Origin of the sequence: Myxococcus virescens (assembly GCF_900101905.1) — a bacterium.
Lineage (GTDB): Bacteria > Myxococcota > Myxococcia > Myxococcales > Myxococcaceae > Myxococcus > Myxococcus virescens.
In genome coordinates, this window is sequence record NZ_FNAJ01000002.1 from 167,715 (window position 1) to 188,183 (window position 20,469).

The window sequence follows — 20,469 nt, forward strand, 5'->3', positions numbered from 1 at the left end:
ATGGCCCGCGTCTTCTTCCGCTACTCAGAGGAGGTGCTCGACGCGCTCGCTGCTCAGTACGGGCTGGAGCGGAAGGGGCTCATCGGTGCGCTGCAGAAGCGCGAGGAGGTTGGTGAGAAGGTCGTCTGGCCCCGCCAGGAGGCGCCCACTAACGGCACCTGGTACCTCGACTATCGCGACGCCGCGAAGGCGCGCCAGCAGCCATCCACCATCGCGCGTACGAAGAGCGAGGCAGAGAAGAAGCTCCGCGACGCGCTGAACGACACGGACGACGCGAAAGCTGGGCGCCGGCCGACGCGCTTCAGGCCGATGCGTTTGAGTGATGCCGCTGCGGAGATGCTCAAGCTTCGGGTGGGCACGCCCAGCTACGTCATGGACGAATTGAACCTCCGGCTTCACGTGCTGCCGTTTCTGGGCAGGAAGTTCCTGACGGAGATTACCCCCGCTGACGTCGAAGAGCTCGCCGTCATCTTGTCGCGAGGGGGGAAGGGGCGAAAGGCGCTGGCGCCTGGTTCCGTCCAGCAGGCCATCCGGCGACTCGCGTCGGTGTTCACCTGGGCGAAGAAGAAGAAGCTCTTCTTCGGAGACAGCCCGACTCGGGAGGCGAAGCGGCCGAAGATTCCAAAGCGGCTGCCGAAGCGGCTGTCGGACGTTCAGGTCGTCAAGCTCCTGTCGGAGTCGCGCCAGTGGCACGACCTCTTCTGGGTGGCCGCTACGACGGGCCTGCGAGAGGGCGAGTTGTGCGCGCTCGAGTGGACGCACTTGGTGCTGGACACGGAAGAGCCCCATGTGTTGGTCGCCGGAAGCCACAGCGCGGACACACCGAAGGACTTCGAGGAGCGGGTGGTGCCCATCCCTCGCGACGTGGCGGAGATGCTCCGTCGACGCCGGGACGCAGCCACCAGTCGGTATGTCTGGCCGGGGCCGGACGGTGGAATGCAGCGGTGCGCCGACACCGTCTACGGCGACGCCTTCAAAGAGGCTGCGGTGCGAGCCGGGCTCGTCCGCGGGTGGGCCCACGCGTGCAACTGCGGGCACCACTTCTTCGCCCCCACACGCAGGCCCCGCCGGTGCCCGAAGTGTCCGGCGACGGTGCTGCCAAAGGTAGTGCGCGGCGAGTTCACCTTTCGCCACCTGCGCAGCACCTACGCGAGCGCCCTCGGCAATCCTGTCCTGGCTCAGAAGGCGCTGGGGCACTCGGACCTGAGCACGACGATGGTCCACTACTACCAGGTCGACGCCGCAAAGGTCCGCGAGGCCGCCGAGGTGCTCCCTTTCGCTGTGGGGGCGGGGCGGCTGGCGGCGACGGGACAAATGCGGGACAAATCCACGCAGCACAGCAATCAGGAAGAGGTGTCAGCCATGCTCGCCAGTGACGTTTCCCCTCTGTCGCCCTCTAGTCAGGCCCTGGGCAGGTGGTCCCGCACCACGCCGAGCCAGTACTCCTTCCCGTAGTACTGGCTCATCTTCCCGATGAGCTTGCCCTCACGAAACAGCAGGAACGTGGGGATGCCGAAGAGGCCGAAGCGCTTGGCCAGATCCTCGTACTGGTATGCGTTCACCTTGACGACGCGCATCGGGGCGCCATCCAGATCCGCCAGCAACGCGGGCTCGGCCGCCGCGTAGATTTCGCAGTTCGGACAGCCGTCACCCCAGAAGTCCACGACCACCAGCTCACCCTTGGGTTCCAGGACCAGTTGGTCGAAGTTCTCCGCCGTCCCCTCGTAGCTCACGGGATGTGCCATGGCCTCCTGCCTAACGGGCTCGGGTGTCGTGTTCAACCTGCTCACCGGGGCGCGGCTCGAAGTCCTCGATGCCTGCTGCGTCCCAGGAGCCGCCAGTGCGGTGCTCCCGGTCCGGTCTGACGGAGGCCAGGCCCGGCCGGAAATTCCGCTCGTGCGGCCGGGCGGCTCACCCATTGGGCGCCCTGGCCGGGCCCTGGGGGGCCAGGCGGGTGGGCTGTTGCCGTTCAGCCGGCGGAGGATGGATCAGCGGAACGCCTGGGCCGCTCCGGAACGCGGGCGGCTGGAGCGGGCGCCAGGGGCATCACCTTCGTGCGTGAGTCCTGTTTTTCCGGAGGAGGGGATGGGTTGGACAGTGGGTACGGGTTTTCAAGGTATGCCTGCGCGCGGTGGTGGCCGCCATGTCAGCCGGAGCGAGTTGGATCAGCTCTGGCGCGGTGTCATCAAAAGCCAAAGCCCGCACTGCGCAGGAGCGCTCAGCCGCCGTAAGGTTGTGCGACTGGATGTCGTGGAGGGGTCATGCACGAGTGGTTGGAGGCACTTCGCAAGTCGGTAAAGGCATCGTCAGCTGGCGTCTCTCCCGAGGAGATTCGCCGGGCCGAAACGGAGTGCGGCGTTCCATTCCCCGATGAGCTCACCGACCTGTATCAGGCGTTCAACGGGGGCGAGCTCAACGGTGAGGTTCTTCTCTTCCGTCTGCACGGCGCGGAGGGAGACCCGAGCGTCCTGGAGAAGACCCGCCTCAAGCTGGAAGGGCTTCCCGCGGCGGGGCTGTGGCGCATCGGCTTGAAGGGGCAGCACCGGCACCTCTTCGCCTCGCGCAAGTCGGCCATGGTGGAGCAGGGCGACGGTGGCGGTCCGTTGCCGGCCTGGGTCGAGGCGCTGGATAGCGACGACTGGGTCTATGGCACCTGGGAGGGCGAGAAGCGCCAGATGCGGCTGTACCGCTCGTTGAAGGACATGCTCGACGTGCTCGTGCCCCCCGCGGAGGTGGAGAGCTTCGGTGAGCGCACCTTTGCCCGGGCGATGAATGCCGTCCTTCAGGGGGCGCTATCCGGCGTCCAGGTCGACGAGGAGGACGAAGAAGCGGCGGAGTCCGGCGAGGCACCGCTCGGTGCGGCGGCCGAGGCCGAAGCAGCCGAAGAGGCCGAGCAGCTCGAGGAGGCGGAGCTGGCCGATGAGGAGGCCGCCGAAGTGGCGGTAGAGGAGACGGAGGTACGCGAGCTCGCGTACGAGTACGACGACGTCCGCCCGTCTCCCCGTTACGAGGATGGGGCCGGCCCGAGAAAGGCACGCGCGCAGGCCCAGCAGATGCCGCTCGCCATCGGTGGCGCTGGCGTGCTGTTCCCGAAAAGCGCGTCGAGCAGGGTGCAGGGTGTGAAGAAGAAGGCCGCCGCGGAGCCCACTCCCGCGAAGGCGCGCCCCGCGAAGAAGGTCGCCATTGAATCGGCTTCGGCGGAGCTTCCAACTGGAGCGGCTGAGGCCATTTCGGAGCCGGAGGCTGCGCCCAAGAAGGTCCTCGCCCAGACGGGTGTGGCGAAGAAGTCCTCCGCCACCACGAAGAGGGCGACGAAGGCCCCTGCCCAGGAGCGCACTGAGAAGAAGCCTGCCACCGCGAAGGAGGCGACGAAGGCCCCCGCGCAGAAGGCCGCGGCGAAGAAGGAGTCCGCCACCGCGAAGGCTCCTGCCCAGAAGGGCGCGGCGAAGAAGGAGTCCGCCACCGCGAAGGCTCCTGCCCAGAAGGGCGCGGCGAAGAAGGCCGCTACCGCAAAGGCCCCCGCGAGGAAGGCCGCGGCGAAAAAGGCCGTCACCGCGAAGGCCCCTGCCCAGAAGGGCGCGGCGAAGAAGGCCCCTGCTCAGAAGGGCGCTGCAAAGCGGGCCGGTGCCCCGACGAGCGCGGTGCAGAAGGCCCTTGCTCAGAAGGGCGCTGCAAAGCGGGCCGGTGCCCCGACGAGCGCGGCGAAGAAGGCGACTGCTCAGAAGAGCGCGGCGAAGAACGCGGCTGCACAGAAGAGCGCAGCCAAGAAGTCGTCTGTGAAGAAGGCCGCTGCTCAGAAGTCCGGGGCGAAGAAGAGCGCTGCGAAGAAGGGCTCAGCCCGGAAGCCAGCGGCGAAGAAGGGCGCACGCGGCCGGTAGTCACGGGCTCGGAGGCAAGGCGCGCTCCCGCGCCTTGCCCCGACGTCGCCTCACCGCACGTCTATCCCTGCGGCAGCTTGTCGAAGTCGATGGGGCGGATGCGGTAGCCCGGCTGTGCCGTCAACTCCAGCGGCTCTTCCTCCTCATCACCCCGGCGGAACTCATGAATCTCGTCCGGGAGGATGTCGCGGAAGTCCGGCTCCTCCTCCATCGGTGGGGTCGCCGCCAGGTCCTGGTCGGAGATGTTGATTTCATCCTCACCGGTGTCCGGGTTCATGTGACGCCGAGAGGTGGACTCGCCCACATCGTCTGACCCCAGCTTCTTGAATCGCATGGCCTCTCCTCGGATAGCGCGGTGGGTCGGCTGCCTTCGTCTCAAGAATGAGAACCCGCGGGGGCCCCGGCAATTCTCGCCGCCCGCCTGCCTGCCATGCCTGCCCGTGCCTCAGCGCTCCGGGAGCACGGTGCGGCCAGAGGGGTAGGCGGGCTCCACCTCCAGCATCACCATGGCCAGGGCCAGCACGCGCGACAGCGTCTCGCGCACCTGGTAGCGCCACGGCGTCGCCCGTCCCTCGTCCGCGGCCACGCCCCACGCGTCGATGCCCACCGAGTTGGCGATGAACAGCGCCCGCGTCAGGTGGAAGCGCTGGGTGACGAGCACCGCCCGCTTCGCGCCGAACACCGTGGCGGCTCGCAGGCAGCTGTCATAGGTGGACAGCCCCGCTTCGTCGCCCAGGACCGCGCTTTCTGGCACGCCGTGCTCCACCAGGTAGCGCCGCATGGCGCGCGTCTCGTGGTGGAAGGGCTTCGTCTGGTCTCCACTGACGAGCACCATCTGCACCTTGCCCTGCTGCCACAGCGCGATGGCCGCATCCAGTCGCTGGGCGAGCACGGGGGAGGGCACCGCGCCCCGCGCCAGACCCGCGCCGAACACCAACGCCACGGGGGCCTGGGGCGCCTCTTCCAGGGGGACGATGCGGTCCTGGTAGCTGAGGCGGACGAGGTGGGAGAGGGCGAGCAGTCCCAGCCCCCCCGCGGCCAGCACCGCGAGGCCTCTACGCAACCACACCCATCTCGCACCGCCTGGCTTCATGGACCCCGAGAACACCGGTAGAGGGGCCATTGTGTTCCGGGCGCTCTCCTCCCGAAAGTCCAGAGCGACATCCCTGTCTCAGGGGAACGTGCCCGCCTGGGAGCCCGCCGGCCTTGGGGCGAATCGCTCGATGGCCTCGAGCAACTGCCGGGGCTCCACGGGTTTCTTCAAGAACGCCGCCACGTTGTACGAAGACGCATAGACGGCCCGGTCTCTCGGATTCATCTCCGCCGTGCCCGCGGACAGGATGATGACGGGCACCTGGGCCAGCGCTTCACTCGCCTTGCGGGTGGTCAGCACCCGGTGTCCGTCCATGACAGGCAGGGCCATGTCCAGCACCATGAGGGCGGGGCGGGGAGGTTGGGCCAGTTGCTCCAAGGCCTCCCGGCCGTTGCGCGCCACGCGCACCGCGTGGCCGTGCAGCTCCAGGTAGGTCTGAAGGGCCTCACAGATGTCCACGTCGTCTTCGACGATGAGCAGCGGACCGGATGACGTCTGAGCCACCATTCCCGCAAGGTAAGTCCGTGTCCTACCGCGGGGAGGGGCTGTCAAGGGGGCTTGGCCGCCCGCCGTGTGCGGTGGGGCGTGCGATCGTCTGCCCGGCGGCGGCAGGCATCCGTTGACCGGCTCCCGCCCCGCCTATATAGGGGGCCCCGTCTTACCCTGCCCCGCCTTCCTTCAGGACAAAGCGGGTCGAACGCCCCACAGGAGCTCCCCGGTCCATGGCGTCCCTTCGCGACATTCGCAAGCGCATCCGCTCGGTGAAGAACACGCGTCAGATCACCAAGGCGATGAAGATGGTTTCCGCCGCGAAGCTCCGCAAGGCGCAGGACGGCATCCTGGCGGCGCGTCCCTACGCGACGATGCTGGATCAAATCATCGCGGACCTGTCCGCCCGCGCGGGGGATGAGAGCCTCAGCCACCCGCTGCTCACGGCCCGCCCGGTGAAGCGCGTGGAGCTGGTGCTCCTCACGTCGGACCGTGGCCTCGCCGGCGGCTTCAACTCCAACGTCATCCGCCGCGCCAACCGGTTCCTCTACGAGAACACGAACCTGGAGAGCATCCGCCTCTCCACCGTGGGCCGGAAGGGCAACGACTTCTTCCGCAACCGCGGCCAGAACATCCGCAAGGACTTCGGCGGCCTGTACCAGCGCCTGAACTACCGCGCCGCCGCGGACGTGGCCGAGGAACTGGTGGCCAGCTACCTCAATGGCGAGGTGGACGCGGTCCACATCGTCTACAACGAGTTCGTCACCGCCATCTCCCAGACGGTGAAGGTCGCTCAGCTGCTGCCGCTGCAGACGCTGGGGACGCCGGGGGAGGCCCCGGTCGCGGGCTCCACCTCGCTGGTGGATTTCAAGTATGAGCCGGACCGTCAGTCCGTGATGGACCGCCTGGTGCCCCAGGCCGTCAACATCAAGCTCTACCGCGCCCTGCTGGAGAGCGTGGCCAGCGAGCACGGCGCCCGCATGAGCGCCATGGAGAACGCCACCTCCAACGCGACCGACATGATTGGCAGCCTGACGCTCACCTACAACCGCACGCGTCAGGCCGTCATCACCAAGGAGCTGATGGAGATCGTCTCCGGCGCCGAGGCCCTGAAGTAGGACGTTTCCGCAGCCTCGCCTCCTGGGCCCACCCCGATAGACGGGGCGGGCCCTTCGCGTTTAAGGCCCCGGCCGAGCGCGGAAGTCCGCTCGAGGAGGGGGCACATGAGGCAGTGGACCCCGCGAAGCTCTTCGAACTGCACACCCAGACGGGGCCCAGGTACGCCGACATCCTGATCGCCCCCGTGGTCCGCTCGGAGGCCCGCAAGGTGTTCGGCCGCTACGCGCCGGAGGAGATCTACTCCTCGAAGCGCGAGCAGATTGAACAGGAGATTTTCGAGGAGGTGACGCGCTCGCTCGAAGGCAAGCACGTGGTGGTGGAGGCCATCCTGGTGCGGGACGTGACGCTGCCTTCGGCCATCCGCGACGCCATCGCCGACAAGCTGGCGGAGGAGCAGCGCAGCCAGAAGATGCGCTTCACCCTGGACAAGGAGCGCCAGGAGGCGGAGCGCAAGCAAATCGAAGCGGAGGGCATCGCCCGGTACCAGGACATCGTGCGCAAGGGGCTCACCGAGGAGTACCTGCGCTTCAAGGGCATCGAGGCCACGGAGCGGCTCGCCCAGAGCCAGAACGCCAAGGTCGTCCTGGTCGGTAGCCCGAACAGCGGGCTGCCCCTGGTCTACCAACCGGATGGGAAGTAAGAGGGTGGCGCCCGGCATGTGGTTCCGCTAAGCCGGACTTACCAGTCAGTTGCCCGGGAGGCTTGACCCCCGGGGGGGGCCCCGGTAAAGGGGGCCCGCCCTCACAGCCGGGCCGAAATTTCAAGGGTGGCGGCGCCCGTCCGCTCCCCGTGCGAGGCAGACGATTCCATGAGCGCTCAAGTTCCGACGGCAGGCAGAATCATCCAGGTCCTCGGCCCCGTGGTCGACGTCGAGTTCCCGCCCGGCGGTCTCCCCGAGGTCTACACGGCCCTCAAGGTCACCAACGCGAACCTGAGCGCCGACGCCGACAACCTCACCCTCGAGGTGGCGCAGCACCTGGGTGAGAACACCGTCCGCACCATCGCCATGGACTCCACGGAGGGCCTGGGCCGCGGCATGCCCGTCACGAACACGGGCGCTCCCATCCAGGTGCCGGTGGGCAAGGCCACCCTGGGCCGCATCCTGAACGTCACCGGCGAGCCGGTGGACGAGATGGGCCCCGTGAAGGCGCAGGAGTACTGGTCCATCCACCGCCCGCCCCCGCCCTTCACGGAGCAGGACGTGCGCGTGCAGATGTTCGAGACGGGCATCAAGGTCATCGACCTGCTCGCCCCGTACACTCGCGGTGGCAAGATCGGCCTCTTCGGCGGCGCCGGCGTGGGCAAGACGGTGCTCCTGCAGGAGCTCATCCGCAACGTGGCCGTGGAGCGCGGTGGCTTCTCGGTGTTCGCCGGCGTCGGTGAGCGCACCCGCGAGGGCAACGACCTCTACCACGAAATGCAGGACACGAAGGTCATCCAGACGGACAACCTGGAGGCCAGCCAGGCCGTGCTGGTGTACGGCCAGATGAACGAGCCGCCCGGCGCCCGCGCCCGCGTGGCCCTGTCCGCGCTGACCATGGCCGAGTACTTCCGCGACGTGGAAGGCCGCGACGTGCTCCTCTTCGTGGACAACATCTTCCGCTTCACCCAGGCCGGTTCCGAGGTGTCCGCCCTCCTGGGCCGCATCCCCAGCGCCGTGGGTTACCAGCCCACGCTGGCCACGGAGATGGGCGGTCTGCAGGAGCGCATCACCTCCACCACGAAGGGTTCCATCACCTCCGTGCAGGCCATCTACGTCCCCGCCGACGACCTCACGGACCCGGCGCCCGCGACGGCCTTCGCCCACCTCGACGCGACGACGGTGCTCAACCGCTCCATCGCCGAGCTCGCCATCTTCCCCGCCGTGGACCCGCTGGACTCCACCAGCCGCATCCTGGACCCGGCCGTCATCGGCGCGGAGCACTACGGCGTGGCCCGCAAGGTCCAGGGCATCCTCCAGCGGTACAAGGAGCTGCAGGACATCATCGCCATCCTCGGCATGGACGAGCTCTCCGAGGATGACAAGCTGGTGGTGGCCCGCGCCCGCAAGATTCAGCGCTTCCTGTCGCAGCCCTTCTTCGTGGCCAAGGTCTTCACGGGCAAGGACGGCCGCTACGTGAAGCTCCAGGACACCATCCAGGGCTTCAAGGAGATCGCCGAGGGCAAGCACGACGACATCCCCGAGGGCGCCTTCTACATGACGGGCGGCATCGACGAGGTGGTCGAGAACGCGCGGAAGCTCGCGGCGAGCTAAGCTGGGCGCTTCTCCTCCCGCAGAGGTCCCCATGCGCCGTGCAGCGCTCGCCCTGGTCCTGATGTTCCTGGCTCCCTCCTCCGCCCTGGCGGAGGAGCGCAGGGGACGGGCCCGGGTGAGCGCCAACGGGCTCTACAGCGTCCGCATGGTGGAAGCGGCGCAGGACCAGTGCCGGTTGGAGGTGGCGCAGGAGAGCGGCCCCGTCTGGACGCTGAAGGAGTGTCTGGGCACGGTGGACGACCTCTACTTCGTCTCCAACGACGGCGAGCGCGTCTGGGTGGTGTGGCCGCTGGTGGAGAAGGGCAAGGCCGTGGCGGAGCCGCGGACGAAGAAGAAGTCGAAGGCGAAGAAGCCCAAGGGGCCTCCCGCCTGGGCGCGCGTGGTGGTGGCGGCGCAGTATGGGCGGGATGGCCAGCGGCTCCAGGAGAAGCGGCTGACCGAGTGGCTCAACACGCGGCAGCTCTCCGAGGTGCGCCAGCTCACCCACCACTTCAAGTGGCTGGAGGGCACGCTCGGAATCCCCGGCAAGGGGCCCCGGTTGACGGACGCCGGGGTGGTGGAGTTGGAGCCAGTGGGTGGAACCACCCGCCAGCTCACGTTCTGATTCGGTTGTGCGAGGAGCCTCATGGCCAAGCTGACTGTGGAGATTGTCACCCCCGAGAAGCGCATCCTGTCGGTGCAGGCCGACGAGGCGATTGTTCCTGGCGGCCGGGGCCTGTTCGGCGTGCGGCCGGGGCACACCCCGTTCCTGTCGCTGATGGAGCCGGGCCCGCTGACGCTGATCGAGGGTGGCCGGCGCGAGTCCTACTTCGTCGCGGGCGGCTTCGTGGAAGTGGGCAACGACAAGGTGCTGGTGCTCGCCGACGCGGCCGAGCCCGTCACGGGCATCGACGTGGAAGGCGCCCGTCGCCGCATGGCCGAGGCCCAGGAGCGCATGAAGGGCATGTCCTCCGAGGACGCGCGCTTCGAGCTGGAGCAGGCCACGGTGCGCCGTGAGGCCGCCCGTATCGGCGCCGCCAGCACCGCGCGCGCGTAGGCTTCTCCCCCGTTTCACCGCCCAGGAGCGTCTCGCGCTCCTGGCGTCCCTGGCGTGACACCCGGGCTCCCCTCGAGCGGAGCCGGTGTCCGCTTCTGTTTCCGTGAGGGTGCCCCTCTGGGGTGGCGCCTCCGGAACAGGCATCCCGGTCCACACCTCGCTTCACAATGCCCCCCAGGGGCCTGGCTGCGTTCGCCTCCGAGCCTTCGCGGGGGGCGTTGCGGCCTCCTGTCAGCGGCTGTCCTCGGTCGCAGAAGCTCCACTGACAGTGCTGCTTCCATTTGACGTGACGGTGCGGATTTTAAGGTGCATTTAGAATGCATCTTAAAGCCCATGCCGGGCGAGAGGAGCGGCACCATGAGCGTGACGGCGGAGAAGAGTGTCTACGAGGAGCTGGGCGGAGAGCCGGCGATGGCGGCGGCGGTGGAGGTCTTCTACCGGAAGGTGCTGGCGGACGATCACATCAGCCACTTCTTCGAGGACGTGGACATGGAGCGCCAGGCCGCGAAGCAGAAGGCGTTCCTGACGATGGTGACGGGGGGGCCGGTCCACTACTCGGGCAAGGACATGCGCGCGGGCCACGCGCCTCTGGTGAAGCGTGGGCTGAACGACTCGCACTTCGACGCGGTGGCGGGCCACCTGAAGGCGACGCTGGAGGAGCTGGGCGTGGCCGCGCCGCTGGTGGCGAAGGTGATGACCATCGCGGAGAGCGCCCGCGCGGACGTCCTGGGACGCTGACCCGAGGAGCACGCCATGGCCAAGGTCAAGCACGAGTCTGACTGGTATCCGCTGGAGTCTGGAGAGAGTGTGCTGGACGCGCTGCTGCGCCAGGGCATCTCCATTCCGAATGCGTGCCGCGCGGGGGCCTGCCAGTCCTGTCTGATGCGGGCCGTGGCGGGGACGGTTCCAGAGGCCGCGCAGGTGGGGCTGAAGGACACGCTCCGGGCACAGGGCTACTTCCTCGCCTGTGCCTGCCGGCCTCCGGAGGGCACGCAGCTGGAAGTCACCGGCGCGGAGGCGCTGCGCATCCCCGCGCGCATCCAGGCGCTGTCGTTGCTGTCCACCAGCGTCCTTCGTGTGCGGCTGGTGACGGAAAGCCCGCTGGCGTACCACGCGGGGCAGTACGTCTCCCTGGTGCGCGAGGACGGGCTGGCTCGCAGCTATTCGCTGGCCAGCCTGCCTCATGAAGATGCCTTGGAGTTGCATGTGCGGCTCCAGCCGGGCGGGGCGATGAGTGGCTGGCTGGCGCAGGACGCACAGCCGGGAGACAGGCTCCAGGTGCAGGGCCCGGCGGGGAGTTGCTTCTATGTGCCGGGCCGGCCCGAGCAGCCCTTGTTGCTGGCGGGCACGGGCACGGGGCTGGCGCCGCTGTACGGCATCGTTCGCGACGCGCTGGCCGCGGGCCACTCGGGGCCCATCTGGCTCTTCCATGGCGCTCGGACGCCCGAGGGGCTCTACCTCACCTCCGAGCTGCGGGCGCTGGCCGAGCAGCATCCTCAGTTTCGCTATCGTCCGGTCGTGTTGGAAGGCGGCAGCCGGGACGTGGCCGAGGGCGCGCTCGATGTGCTCATCCGCGCCGAATGCCCGAAGCCGCTGGGCTGGCGCGCATGGCTCTGCGGAGACGGGCCATTGGTGCTATCCCTTCGAAAGAAGCTGTTCCTGGCCGGGCTCTCGCTGAAAGACCTCCACACGGATGCCTTCTTGCCGAGCGTTCCATCGGGGCAGCGTAGTTCCGACGCCGGAGCCCGCTGACGTGCACCTCACCCTCCATGCCGACTACTCGCTGCGGGTGCTGCTCTACCTGGCCACGCGCACCGGGCGGCCCGTCTCCACGCAGGAGATGGCGGATGCGTACGGCATCTCCAAGCACCACCTGGTGCGCGTGGTGCAGACGCTGGCGGGGCAGGGGGTGGTGGACGCGCGAGCGGGCCGCTCCGGCGGCGTGGTGCTGGCGCGCGCGCCGGCGGACATCCAGGTGGGGCGTGTGCTGCGCGCCGCGGAGCCGGACTTCCACCTGGTGGAGTGCTTCGACCGGGAGCGCAACGCCTGTCCCATCGCTCCCGCTTGTGGGCTCAAGAGCGTCCTGGACGAAGCGCGCGAGGCGTTCCTCGCGGTGCTGGACCGGTACACGCTGGCGGACCTGCTCCGCCGCTCGCGCCCGAACCTGCAGGACTACTTCCTCCCCACCTCCGAGCCATGATGTCCGGCACGCTGGAGCTGTTTCATCGCATCGCGGATGCACCGTCCGCGCAGGCCCGGCGCTACATCGTGGACTACGCGCTGGAGGACCGCGTGCGCTTTCGCAACGTGGCCTTCGACGAGGCGGAAGCGGACTGGCGCAAGCATGGTGGACATACCACGCCCGCGCTCTGGGATGGCACGCACCTGCATCAGGGCGCGCAGGCGGTGATGGCGCGCTTGCAGGCCGTCGTCAACCTGGGGCGCGACGACGCATGAAGGAGCGGGCGCGCGTGTGCTGACACCCGCGCGCTGGTGCCACCTGCGCGTCCCTCGTGCGCCATTCCCGCCGTGCGCGAAGCTTCGAGAGTTGGACACGTGTACAGGTGCGCGGATGCGTGCACCCTCCGAGGCTTGCCGCGCGCGTGTTGGTTGCGGTAGTCAGCCCACCCCGCGCTGCGATCCACGAGGCGCCAGGGATGGAGGGTGGACGGTGAAGAATCCGAGCGGCGGAATTTCGAGGACGGCTGTATCGCGCTCGTCAAGCCCCGGCATGATTCTTCCCGCTCCGGCTCGCGGATGTTTCACGGGTTTCTCTCGGCCGTTCTGGCCTGAGCGTCGGTTAATCTCCACGACCCCATGCCGCTGACTCCCGCCGAGCGCCAGGACAGGTTCCATGCGGCGTTCGTGGGGCTCGCCATTGGTGATGCGCTCGGCTTTCCGCTGCGCGGCATTCCACCGGCGAGCCTCACGCGGCTGCCCGGCCTTGCCGAAGACTTCGCGCCCCGCCCGCGCGGCAAGTTCGCCAAGGGCCAGTTCAGCGACGACACGCAGCTGCTGCTCGCGGCGGCGGAGAGCGTCATCCGCGAGGGCAAGGTGGACGGCCGCAGCGCGGCGGCGCACCTGGCGTGGCTGTGGCAGGAGGGCATCATCCTCCAGCCGCCCAAGAGCCTGGCGGACGCGCTGCAGCGGCTGGCCAGCGGCGTGCCGTGGATGAGCGCGGGCGCGTCCCTGGGCACGCGCTGCCATTCGGTGCTCAGCCGCGCGCTGGTGGTGGGCCTGCTGGAGAGCGGCCACCGCGCGCGCCTGCCACATGACGCGGGCGTGCTCACCATCATCACGCACAAGGATCCGGTGTGCGCGGCGGCCGCCGCCGCTTTCGCGCAGGCCGCGGCGCTGGGCATGGAAGAGGAGCCGCTGACACCCGCGGCCTTCTGCGAGGAGCTGGCGCTGGCGGCGGCCGTGCACGACAAGGGGCTGGCCGAGGAAGTGCGCCACCTGCCGCGCCTGCTCACCTGGGACACCGCGCGCGCGCTGACGCAGCTGCGCAAGGTGGGCGTGCCCCCCAGCGAGCTGAAGGGCGTGGACGGGCTGCCGCCGCACGTGGTGCCGGTGCTGCTGACGTCGCTGTTCGCCATCCTCAAGGTGCCGCACGACTTCCGGGAGGCGGTGGCCCTCACGCTGCGCTGCGGCGGCGAGGCGGACGTGGCCGCGGCGCTGACGGGCGCTCTGCTGGGGGCCCACCTGGGGACGCGCGCCATCCCCGCGCGGCTGCGCAAGCAGGTGTTGTACTCCGAAAACCTGGTGGATACGGCGGACCGCCTCTTCCGCGCCCATCAGGTCCGCGAGACGCTGGCCACCGCCCTGTCGCACCGCCGTCGCCGCTGAGCGCGAGGGCAGGGCAGGCAGGCGGGCGCCGGCGTGCATTTCCCCGGGGCTTCACTGGAGGGAGCGTCCTGCCCACCTTGTGCGAAGGAGCGGGCCGCAAGGATGCCAGGCAGGCATGGGAGCGCACGTGTGGTCCGCGGAGTCATCGCAGGAGGCGCACGTCGTGGATCTCGAATCGGAACGCCTGGAGCGAAGTCAATTGGAGACGCTCTCCACGGCGGAGCTCATCCGGCATGCCTTGGCGGAGACGCGCCTGCTGGTGCGCGCCGAGGTGATGCACGCCAAGAAGGAGCTGCGTGAGGAGCTGAAGGCCGCGCGTACCGCGGGCATCCTCCTGGGGGCGGGCGCGGTGCTGGCGCTCACGGCGCTGGCCGTCCTCTTCGTCGCGCTGGGGCTGGCCCTGCCCATGGCCCAGGCGCTGGGCGTGCTGGTGGTGGGCGTGGTGCTGCTGGCGATTGCCGCTGGCCTGCTCTTCATGGGCCGCAAGCGCGTGCCCAAGAAGCCGCTGCCGCACACACAGGAACGCTTGAAGATGGACTACCAACTCACGCGGGAGACGCTGCAATGAATGGCAACGACCGCGACGCAGGCGAGCCCTCGGCTATCGAGCGGCGGCATGAGGACCACCGCATCACCCGGGGCATGGGGGACCGCAAGCAGGTGGAGGAGACGGCCGACCGCATCCGCGACGAGCTGATGCTCACGCTGGCGGAGTTGGACCGGCGCCGCGAGCGCGCGCTCGACGTGCGCTACCACGCGCGACAGCACCGCACCGAGCTGATGGCTGCGGGCGCCGCGCTGTTGACGGCGGTGGGCCTGGGTGTGGGGTACGCGGTGTACCGCGCGCGCAACCGCGACGAGATTCTGCGCCGCAAGCGCCGCAAGGCCCTGACGCGTGCCTGGGAGCACCCGGACCGCGTGGCCTCCAGCGCGGAACCGCGCCCGCTGGGCGCGGAGCTGGGGAGAAAGCTCGTCCTCATCTTCGCCAGTACGCTCGCCACCGCTGTTGCACGAAACGCGGTGATGACACTGGTTCCCGCGCGCCGCGTCCCCGCTTCTGCTCAGGGGGTTTATAAGAATACATAATTGCGACAAATTAAGACATAAACCATTCTGATGCCCATGACGGACCTGCTCTATGCGCGGGCCCAAATGGGCTTGTCGCTCGCGTTCCACATCGTCTTCGCCGCGGCGGGAGTGGCGCTTCCCGTCCTCATGGTGCTCAGTGACTGGAAGGGCCGGCGCACCGGTGATGCGGACTACCAGAAGCTGAGTCAGAAGCTGGCGAAGGGGACGGCCATCCTCTTCGCGGTGGGCGCGGTGAGTGGCACGGTGTTGTCCTTCGAACTGGGCCTGCTGTGGCCAGAGTTCATGGGGCAGTACGGCGAGGTGATTGGGCTGCCCTTCAGCTTGGAAGGCGTCGCCTTCTTCACCGAGGCCATCTTCCTGGGCATCTATCTGTACGGGCGGGAGCGGGTGTCGCCAGGGATGCACATGTTCTCTGGCGTCATGGTGGCGGTGAGTGGCGCGGCCAGCGCCTTCTTCGTCACGCTGGTCAACACATTCATGAACGACCCGTCGGGCTTCACGCAGTCGGCGTCGGGGCCCGTGGACGTGCAGCCGCTGGTGGCCATGTTCAGCCCCGGCTGGCAGTACCAGACGGCGCACGTGCTGCTCTCCTGCTACCAGGCGAGCGCCTTCGCCATGGCGGGCATCCACGCCTTCGTGTTGCTGCGCCACCCGGGCGCGGCCTTCCACCGAAAGGCCCTGTCGGTGGCGCTGCCGCTGGCGTGTGTCACCGCGCTGCTCCAGCCCGTGGTGGGGGACTTGTCCGCCAAGCACGTGGCGAAGGCGCAGCCGGTGAAGCTGGCCGCGATGGAGAGCCAGTTCGAAACGGAGCGTGGCGCGCCGCTGCGCCTGGGCGGACTCCCCAACGTGGAGACGGGCGAGGTGCCCTACGCGGTGGACATCCCCAAGGGCCTGTCGATTCTCGCCTTCGCGGACCCGGACGCGGAGGTGAAGGGCCTGAATGCCTTCCCGCGCGACGAGTGGCCGCCGGTGGCGAAGGTCCACGTGGCCTTCCAAATCATGGTGGGCACCGGGAGCGCCATGGCGCTGCTGGCGTTGGTGACGCTGGGCTGGCGGTGGCGGAAGAAGGCCTGGCCTCACGGGCGGAAGATGATGTGGGCGTGGCTGTTGTCGGGGCCGCTGGGGGTGGTGGCCATGGAGGCGGGCTGGCTCGTCACGGAGTGGGGACGACAGCCGTGGATTGTTCGCGGTGTCATGCGCACGGCGGACGCGGTGACGCCGGTGCCACACCTGGCCGCGCCCTTCTGGACCTTCACCGCCGTGTACCTGTTCCTGGGGGTGACGGTGGTGACGCTGCTGGTGCGGCAGGTGGCGGGCACGCTGCCCACGCGCGACAGCGGTCAGGCGGGAGGTGAGGCTCATGTCCACTGATGCGATTCTGGGCTTCGCGGTGGCGGGGACCTTCGTCCTCTACGCTCTCTTCGGCGGGGCGGACTTCGGGGGCGGCGTCTGGGATTTGCTCGCCTCCGGACCGCGCAAGGCGGAGCAGCGCGCGCTCATCGCCCGCGCCATTGGCCCGGTGTGGGAGGTGAATCACATCTGGCTCATCGTGGGCCTGGTGCTGCTGTTCGCCGGCTTCCCGCGCGCCTTCGCGGTGCTGAGCGTGGCGCTGCACGTGCCGCTGACGTTGCTGCTGCTGGGCATCGTGTTCCGGGGCGCGGCCTTCACCTTCCGGGCCTACGACACGCGCGGGGACGCGGTGCAGCGGCAGTGGGGGCTCGTCTTCAGTGGCGCCAGCGTCATCGCGCCGGTGCTGCTGGGCATGTGCGTGGGGGCCGTGGTGAGCGGCACCATCCGCGTGGAAGGGCGGGTGGTGGTGAGCGGCTTCTTCGCGTCGTGGCTCGCGCCCTTCTCATGGGCGGTGGGCGCGCTGGCGCTGAGCCTCTTCGCCTTCCTGGCGGCGGCATACCTCACTCACGAGGCGCACGAGCCCACGCTGCGCGAGGACTTCCGCCGCCGGGCGATGGGCGCGGGCGTGGCCGTGTTCGTCGCGGCGCTGGCGGTGCTGTTGCTGGCACGTGAGGGGGCGCCGCGCGTCTGGGAGGGACTCTTGCGCTCGCCCTTCGCCCTGGCGCTGCATGCGGGCACGGCGGTGGCGGCGGTGGCGTCCTTCGCGCTCTTGTGGGCGCGCCGCTTTCAATGGGTCCGTGTCGCGGCGGCCGTGCAGGCGGGGCTCATCGTGCTGGGGTGGGCCGCCTCGCAGTACCCGTACCTGGTGGTGCCCGACGTCACGCTGCATGGCGCGGCGGCGAGCCCTGGCGTGCAGCGTTGGTTGTTGGTGGCGCTGGGCGTGGGCACGGCCGTGGTGGTGCCTTCGCTGGTGTTGCTGTTCCGCGTCTTCCGGCCCGCGCCGTTGCGGGGCCATGGACCCATCTTCGACGTGGCGAATACCGCGACCGACCGAAGAACGTGATTCGGCTGAGCTGCGATTTAAGTGCGCCGCGTTACCGATTACGGGCATCCTGGTGAACCGGAGGAGCGGTGTCCATGAACGGCCGGTACATCGGTGGCGCCATCACCCTGGTGCTCGTCGGCAGCTGTGTCGCGACCGTTCTACGCCCTGTGGACCCGACGACATTCACGAGCGTTGAGTTGCCGGACGGTCGTCAGTGCAGTGAGGATGTCGTCGCGCTCGATTTGGGAGCGTGCTTCTACGATGAACGGTGGCGCAGCCCCGGCGAGAAATCGCAGAGCGGTTTGGTGCGCTGCGGCGAGATGATGACCGTGTGTGGTCGAGAGCGGGCCTGTGATTGCACTCGAACGCAGGCGCTCTTCGCCTGCGAGCCCGACCGGACGCTCCGGTTGCTGGCCGATGGTGGGGTAGAACCCACCTTCCCGATGGACGAGGCGCAAGTGCCGCTGCCGCCGCTCGCGCCAGTCCGATTCAAAGGGACGAACGAATTCGGCGACTGCGAGTTCTCGTTGTCTCCTCCGAGAATGGGGCGCTGCTTGGTTGGCGGGCTCATTCCGTCTGGCGGCCATGAGGGCGTTCAGACGGGGTTGGTTGTTCCCTTCGGAGAGGAACGCCAGCTCTGTGGGGTCAGGTTGTCCTGCCGATGCAGCGAGTTCACGAAACGCGAGTGATGGTCCCGTGCTCAGTTGTCCTCGGCGGCAGGGTCACCAGTCGCTAACGTTCTTGGGGCGCAGTTGTTCATGAAGGCGGCGAGGTTCTCCACCTCCCGCCCACGACCCACGCGGGTTCTGGGACCTGAAATGCGAAGAGGCCGTGCGAGTCCTCCATGAGGAGGAGACACGCACGGCCTCGGGTGCTGCGCAGCGGGGACGAAGCGGCGCCTTAGAACCGCGCGTTCACACCCGCGTAGAGGGTGCGGCCGCGCTCCTGGAACACGTAGCCTTCCTCGTCCTCGGTGCGGGTGTTGGCGAGGTTGAGGACGCCCGCGTTGACGCCGAAGTTCTTGCTGATGTCGTAGCTGGCGCCCGCGTCGAAGAGGGCATAGGCCTCCACTTCCTCGGTGCCGCTGAGCTGCGGGCCAATGTACTGGCCGCGCACGAAGGCCTTCAGCTTGTCCACCGGCGTCAGGTCAATCTGGCCGTTGAGGGTGTGCTTGGGCCGGTAGGCGAGCTGCACGTCGTTCTCCAGGTCCCGGCTCTCCAGGAAGGTGTAGTTCGCGCTCAGGCGCACCACGTTGCCGAAGGCCTTGCTCGCCGTCGCCTCGACGCCGCGCAGGCGCGCGCGGTTGACGTTGCGGGGCACGTACAGGGGCAGGCCCGTCGCCGGGTCGGTGCCCACCGGCTCCACGCCCGTGCCGCGCGGCGTGTCGATGAGGTTGCGGATGTTGTTCTGGAAGACGGTCGCCGACAGGGCCCACGACGTCATGGTCCAGTTGGCGGACACCTCGAAGTTGGTGCTCTTCTCCGGGTCCAGGTCCGGGTTGCCGATGATGCCGCAGCGGCCTCGGCAGCTCGTCACCAGGGACTCGGTGCTCATCTGACGCAGCGTGGGCGCCTTGAAGCCCGTGCCGACACCCGCCTTCAGCGTGAGGTGGGTGATGGGCGAGTAGACGGCGTAGGCACGCGGCGTGAAGTGGAGGCCGAAGTTCTCGTGGTGGTCCAGGCGCGCGCCCAGCAGCAGGGTCAGCTTGTCCATCAGCGCCAGCTCATCCTGCGCGTAGAGGGCCTGCTGGTGCACGCTGGCGCCGCCGCTGGTGAACTCGTCCGACTTGAGGTCAATCCAGCGCGCCTCGCCGCCCACCGTCAGCGTGTTGATGCCCAGGTACGCGGTGGCGTTCGCCTCCGCGACGATGTTGTCCTGGGTGAGGCCGTCGACGCCGCTCTCCAGTCCTTCCCAGTAGCCGCGGACCTCGGAGTTGCCCCAGTCCCACTTGCCCTTGTGGCCCAGCACCGCGTCGTTGCGGTGGACCACCGCGTCCGCGTCGCCGTAGGAGCCGCCGATGTAATACTCGCCGATGCGGTTCTGGTACGCGCGGCCGTACTCGGCGGTAATCGTCTGCTGCGCGGTGGGCGTCCAGTTCAGCGACAGCCGGCCGTTGTGGTCATTGCGGCCCTCGAGCGTGGCCAGGTCGCCGTGGTTGACGACGCTGCCGTCCTCACGCGTCACCGGCGCACCGTCCGCGTTGAGCACGGGCGAGCCCGGGTTGCGCGCGCCATTCCACGCCTGGCGGTGGTTGAAGCCGCCCGTCACCTTCAAGGAGAGCGTGTCCTCGATGAGCGGACCGCTGAGGAAGACGCTGGAGCGGAGCTCCTCGCCGTTGGCGCCCACGGTGGGCGTCTGCGCCTTCAGGTCGATGCCGCCCGTCCACTTGGGCGCAATCGGCTTGGTGATGATGTTGATGACGCCGCCCAGCGCCTCGGAGCCGTAGAGGGAGGACATGGCGCCGCGGACGACCTCGATGCGCTCGATGCCCTCCGTGGGGATGAGGCCGATGTCGAAGTCGTTGTGGCGGAACACCGCCTCCAGCGAGTTCACGCGCTTTCCGTCGACCAGGATGAGCGTGTAGCTCGAATCCATGCCGCGGATGCTGATGCCACGGCGGCCCTGGCTGCCGGCCGTCAGGCTGATGCCGGGCGCCAGACGGATGGCGTCCGTCAAATCGCCCACGGGCGCCCGCTTCAGGTCCTCCTGCGTCACCACGGTGACGGAGGCAGGGGCGGAGGTGACGTCCTGCTCGGTGCGCGTCGCCGTCACCACCACGGGGGCCATCTGGAAGATGTTGTCCTCCAGCGCCGTCTCCGCCTGCTCGGCCTGCTGCTCGGCGGCCGCGGAGTCCGGCGGCGGCGTGGCCGCGTCCTGCGCCCAGGCGGGCGTCATGGTGAGCAGCAGGGCAGAGCCCACCCACTTCCACGTCACGGACAGGCGGGGAGCACGGAAAGGTCGGGGGGAAACGTCATCACGATGAACGGCGCGCAAGGTCCTTCTCCTCATGTGGGTGTCTGAACTGCCGGACTCCCCCCGTTCCGCTTCCGCCCGAGGCGTCCGCGGGTGCTGATTCGAGCAAGGCCCTCCCGCCGCCGCGGACGCCGCGACGTGGGGGGACACCTGCGATGCAAAGGGCCACGTCCCGAGGTCTTCCGGTGCTCAGCGGAGCGTGCGCGGAAGCCACTGTACGTTGCGTGTGACTTTGCAAATCAATATCAATTGAGCGGCACTTTGCGTCCTGGCGGGTGTCCTGTCAACGCGCGGAAG

At 68.7% G+C, this 20,469-nt stretch carries 22 protein-coding genes; 17 read left to right on the plus strand and 5 right to left on the minus strand.

The genetic code is table 11. From position 1 onward, the window contains the following. Positions 1-1,455, plus strand: a complete 1,455-nt coding sequence (locus tag BLU09_RS07270) for a site-specific integrase (protein ID WP_090487551.1) — start codon at positions 1-3, stop codon at positions 1,453-1,455. On the opposite strand, the gene BLU09_RS07275 is transcribed toward BLU09_RS07270, so the two are convergent. Then, positions 1,401-1,745, minus strand: a complete 345-nt coding sequence (locus BLU09_RS07275) for a thioredoxin family protein (RefSeq protein WP_090487554.1) — start codon at positions 1,743-1,745, stop codon at positions 1,401-1,403. The genes BLU09_RS07270 and BLU09_RS07275 overlap by 55 nt on opposite strands. A gap of 516 nt (positions 1,746-2,261) precedes the next feature. On the opposite strand from BLU09_RS07275, the gene BLU09_RS07280 reads away from it, so the two are divergent. Beyond that, on the plus strand, positions 2,262-3,878 hold the full coding sequence (locus BLU09_RS07280) for an SMI1/KNR4 family protein (RefSeq protein WP_090487557.1): 1,617 nt from the start codon (positions 2,262-2,264) through the stop codon (positions 3,876-3,878). Between the two features lie 61 nt (positions 3,879-3,939). Here the strand turns inward: BLU09_RS07280 and BLU09_RS07285 are convergent, their stop codons facing one another. From BLU09_RS07285 to BLU09_RS07295, 3 genes are all read right to left on the minus strand, one after another. Continuing rightward, positions 3,940-4,212, minus strand: a complete 273-nt coding sequence (locus BLU09_RS07285; RefSeq protein ID WP_090487560.1) for a hypothetical protein — start codon at positions 4,210-4,212, stop codon at positions 3,940-3,942. 111 nt (positions 4,213-4,323) lie between these two features. After that, on the minus strand, positions 4,324-5,001 hold the full coding sequence (locus tag BLU09_RS07290) for a SanA/YdcF family protein (protein WP_090487563.1): 678 nt from the start codon (positions 4,999-5,001) through the stop codon (positions 4,324-4,326). A gap of 48 nt (positions 5,002-5,049) precedes the next feature. After that, a complete protein-coding gene (locus BLU09_RS07295; RefSeq protein WP_186817989.1) occupies positions 5,050-5,478 on the minus strand; it encodes a response regulator in 429 nt (142 codons plus the stop codon). A gap of 215 nt (positions 5,479-5,693) precedes the next feature. Between BLU09_RS07295 and atpG the strand changes: the two genes are divergently transcribed. The 15 genes from atpG (at position 5,694) to BLU09_RS07370 (ending at position 17,888) form a co-directional block, all read left to right on the plus strand. Beyond that, entirely contained in the window at positions 5,694-6,578 is an 885-nt protein-coding gene (atpG, locus tag BLU09_RS07300; RefSeq protein WP_090487569.1) for an ATP synthase F1 subunit gamma, read from the plus strand. Positions 6,579-6,691: 113 nt separating this feature from the next. Then, positions 6,692-7,219, plus strand: coding sequence for an SPFH domain-containing protein (locus BLU09_RS07305; RefSeq protein ID WP_244171498.1), 528 nt, complete (start codon positions 6,692-6,694; stop codon positions 7,217-7,219). A 168-nt stretch (positions 7,220-7,387) separates the two neighbouring features. Next, on the plus strand, positions 7,388-8,833 hold the full coding sequence (atpD, locus tag BLU09_RS07310) for a F0F1 ATP synthase subunit beta (protein ID WP_090487572.1): 1,446 nt from the start codon (positions 7,388-7,390) through the stop codon (positions 8,831-8,833). Positions 8,834-8,864: 31 nt separating this feature from the next. After that, positions 8,865-9,437, plus strand: coding sequence for a hypothetical protein (locus BLU09_RS07315; protein ID WP_090487575.1), 573 nt, complete (start codon positions 8,865-8,867; stop codon positions 9,435-9,437). Positions 9,438-9,458: 21 nt separating this feature from the next. After that, a complete protein-coding gene (locus BLU09_RS07320; protein WP_090487579.1) occupies positions 9,459-9,869 on the plus strand; it encodes a F0F1 ATP synthase subunit epsilon in 411 nt (136 codons plus the stop codon). Positions 9,870-10,226: 357 nt separating this feature from the next. Then, positions 10,227-10,607, plus strand: coding sequence for a group I truncated hemoglobin (locus tag BLU09_RS07325; protein WP_090488731.1), 381 nt, complete (start codon positions 10,227-10,229; stop codon positions 10,605-10,607). A gap of 15 nt (positions 10,608-10,622) precedes the next feature. Beyond that, positions 10,623-11,621: a 2Fe-2S iron-sulfur cluster-binding protein gene (locus BLU09_RS07330; RefSeq protein WP_090487582.1), complete on the plus strand. Its 999-nt coding sequence runs from the start codon at positions 10,623-10,625 to the stop codon at positions 11,619-11,621. Between the two features lies 1 nt (position 11,622). After that, the gene (locus tag BLU09_RS07335) at positions 11,623-12,069 is read left to right on the plus strand and encodes an RrF2 family transcriptional regulator (protein WP_090487585.1); all 447 of its coding nucleotides are present in this window, start codon (positions 11,623-11,625) and stop codon (positions 12,067-12,069) included. Continuing rightward, complete coding sequence (locus BLU09_RS07340; RefSeq protein ID WP_011556837.1) at positions 12,066-12,326, plus strand: hypothetical protein; 261 nt, start codon at positions 12,066-12,068, stop codon at positions 12,324-12,326. Before BLU09_RS07335 ends, BLU09_RS07340 begins: the two co-directional genes overlap by 4 nt. Positions 12,327-12,686: 360 nt before the next feature. Beyond that, the gene (locus BLU09_RS07345; protein ID WP_090487588.1) at positions 12,687-13,715 is read left to right on the plus strand and encodes an ADP-ribosylglycohydrolase family protein; all 1,029 of its coding nucleotides are present in this window, start codon (positions 12,687-12,689) and stop codon (positions 13,713-13,715) included. Positions 13,716-13,878: 163 nt separating this feature from the next. After that, a complete protein-coding gene (locus BLU09_RS07350) occupies positions 13,879-14,283 on the plus strand; it encodes a phage holin family protein (protein ID WP_090488733.1) in 405 nt (134 codons plus the stop codon). Next, positions 14,280-14,801, plus strand: coding sequence for a hypothetical protein (locus BLU09_RS07355; RefSeq protein WP_090487591.1), 522 nt, complete (start codon positions 14,280-14,282; stop codon positions 14,799-14,801). Before BLU09_RS07350 ends, BLU09_RS07355 begins: the two co-directional genes overlap by 4 nt. 30 nt (positions 14,802-14,831) lie before the next feature. Continuing rightward, on the plus strand, positions 14,832-16,175 hold the full coding sequence (locus BLU09_RS07360; RefSeq protein ID WP_090487594.1) for a cytochrome ubiquinol oxidase subunit I: 1,344 nt from the start codon (positions 14,832-14,834) through the stop codon (positions 16,173-16,175). Continuing rightward, the gene (locus tag BLU09_RS07365) at positions 16,165-17,217 is read left to right on the plus strand and encodes a cytochrome d ubiquinol oxidase subunit II (RefSeq protein ID WP_186817990.1); all 1,053 of its coding nucleotides are present in this window, start codon (positions 16,165-16,167) and stop codon (positions 17,215-17,217) included. Before BLU09_RS07360 ends, BLU09_RS07365 begins: the two co-directional genes overlap by 11 nt. A 74-nt stretch (positions 17,218-17,291) precedes the next feature. Continuing rightward, positions 17,292-17,888, plus strand: coding sequence for a hypothetical protein (locus BLU09_RS07370; protein ID WP_090487600.1), 597 nt, complete (start codon positions 17,292-17,294; stop codon positions 17,886-17,888). Positions 17,889-18,099: 211 nt separating this feature from the next. Here the strand turns inward: BLU09_RS07370 and BLU09_RS07375 are convergent, their stop codons facing one another. Continuing rightward, positions 18,100-20,118, minus strand: a complete 2,019-nt coding sequence (locus tag BLU09_RS07375; RefSeq protein WP_244171499.1) for a TonB-dependent receptor domain-containing protein — start codon at positions 20,116-20,118, stop codon at positions 18,100-18,102. Positions 20,119-20,469 lie beyond the last annotated feature (351 nt).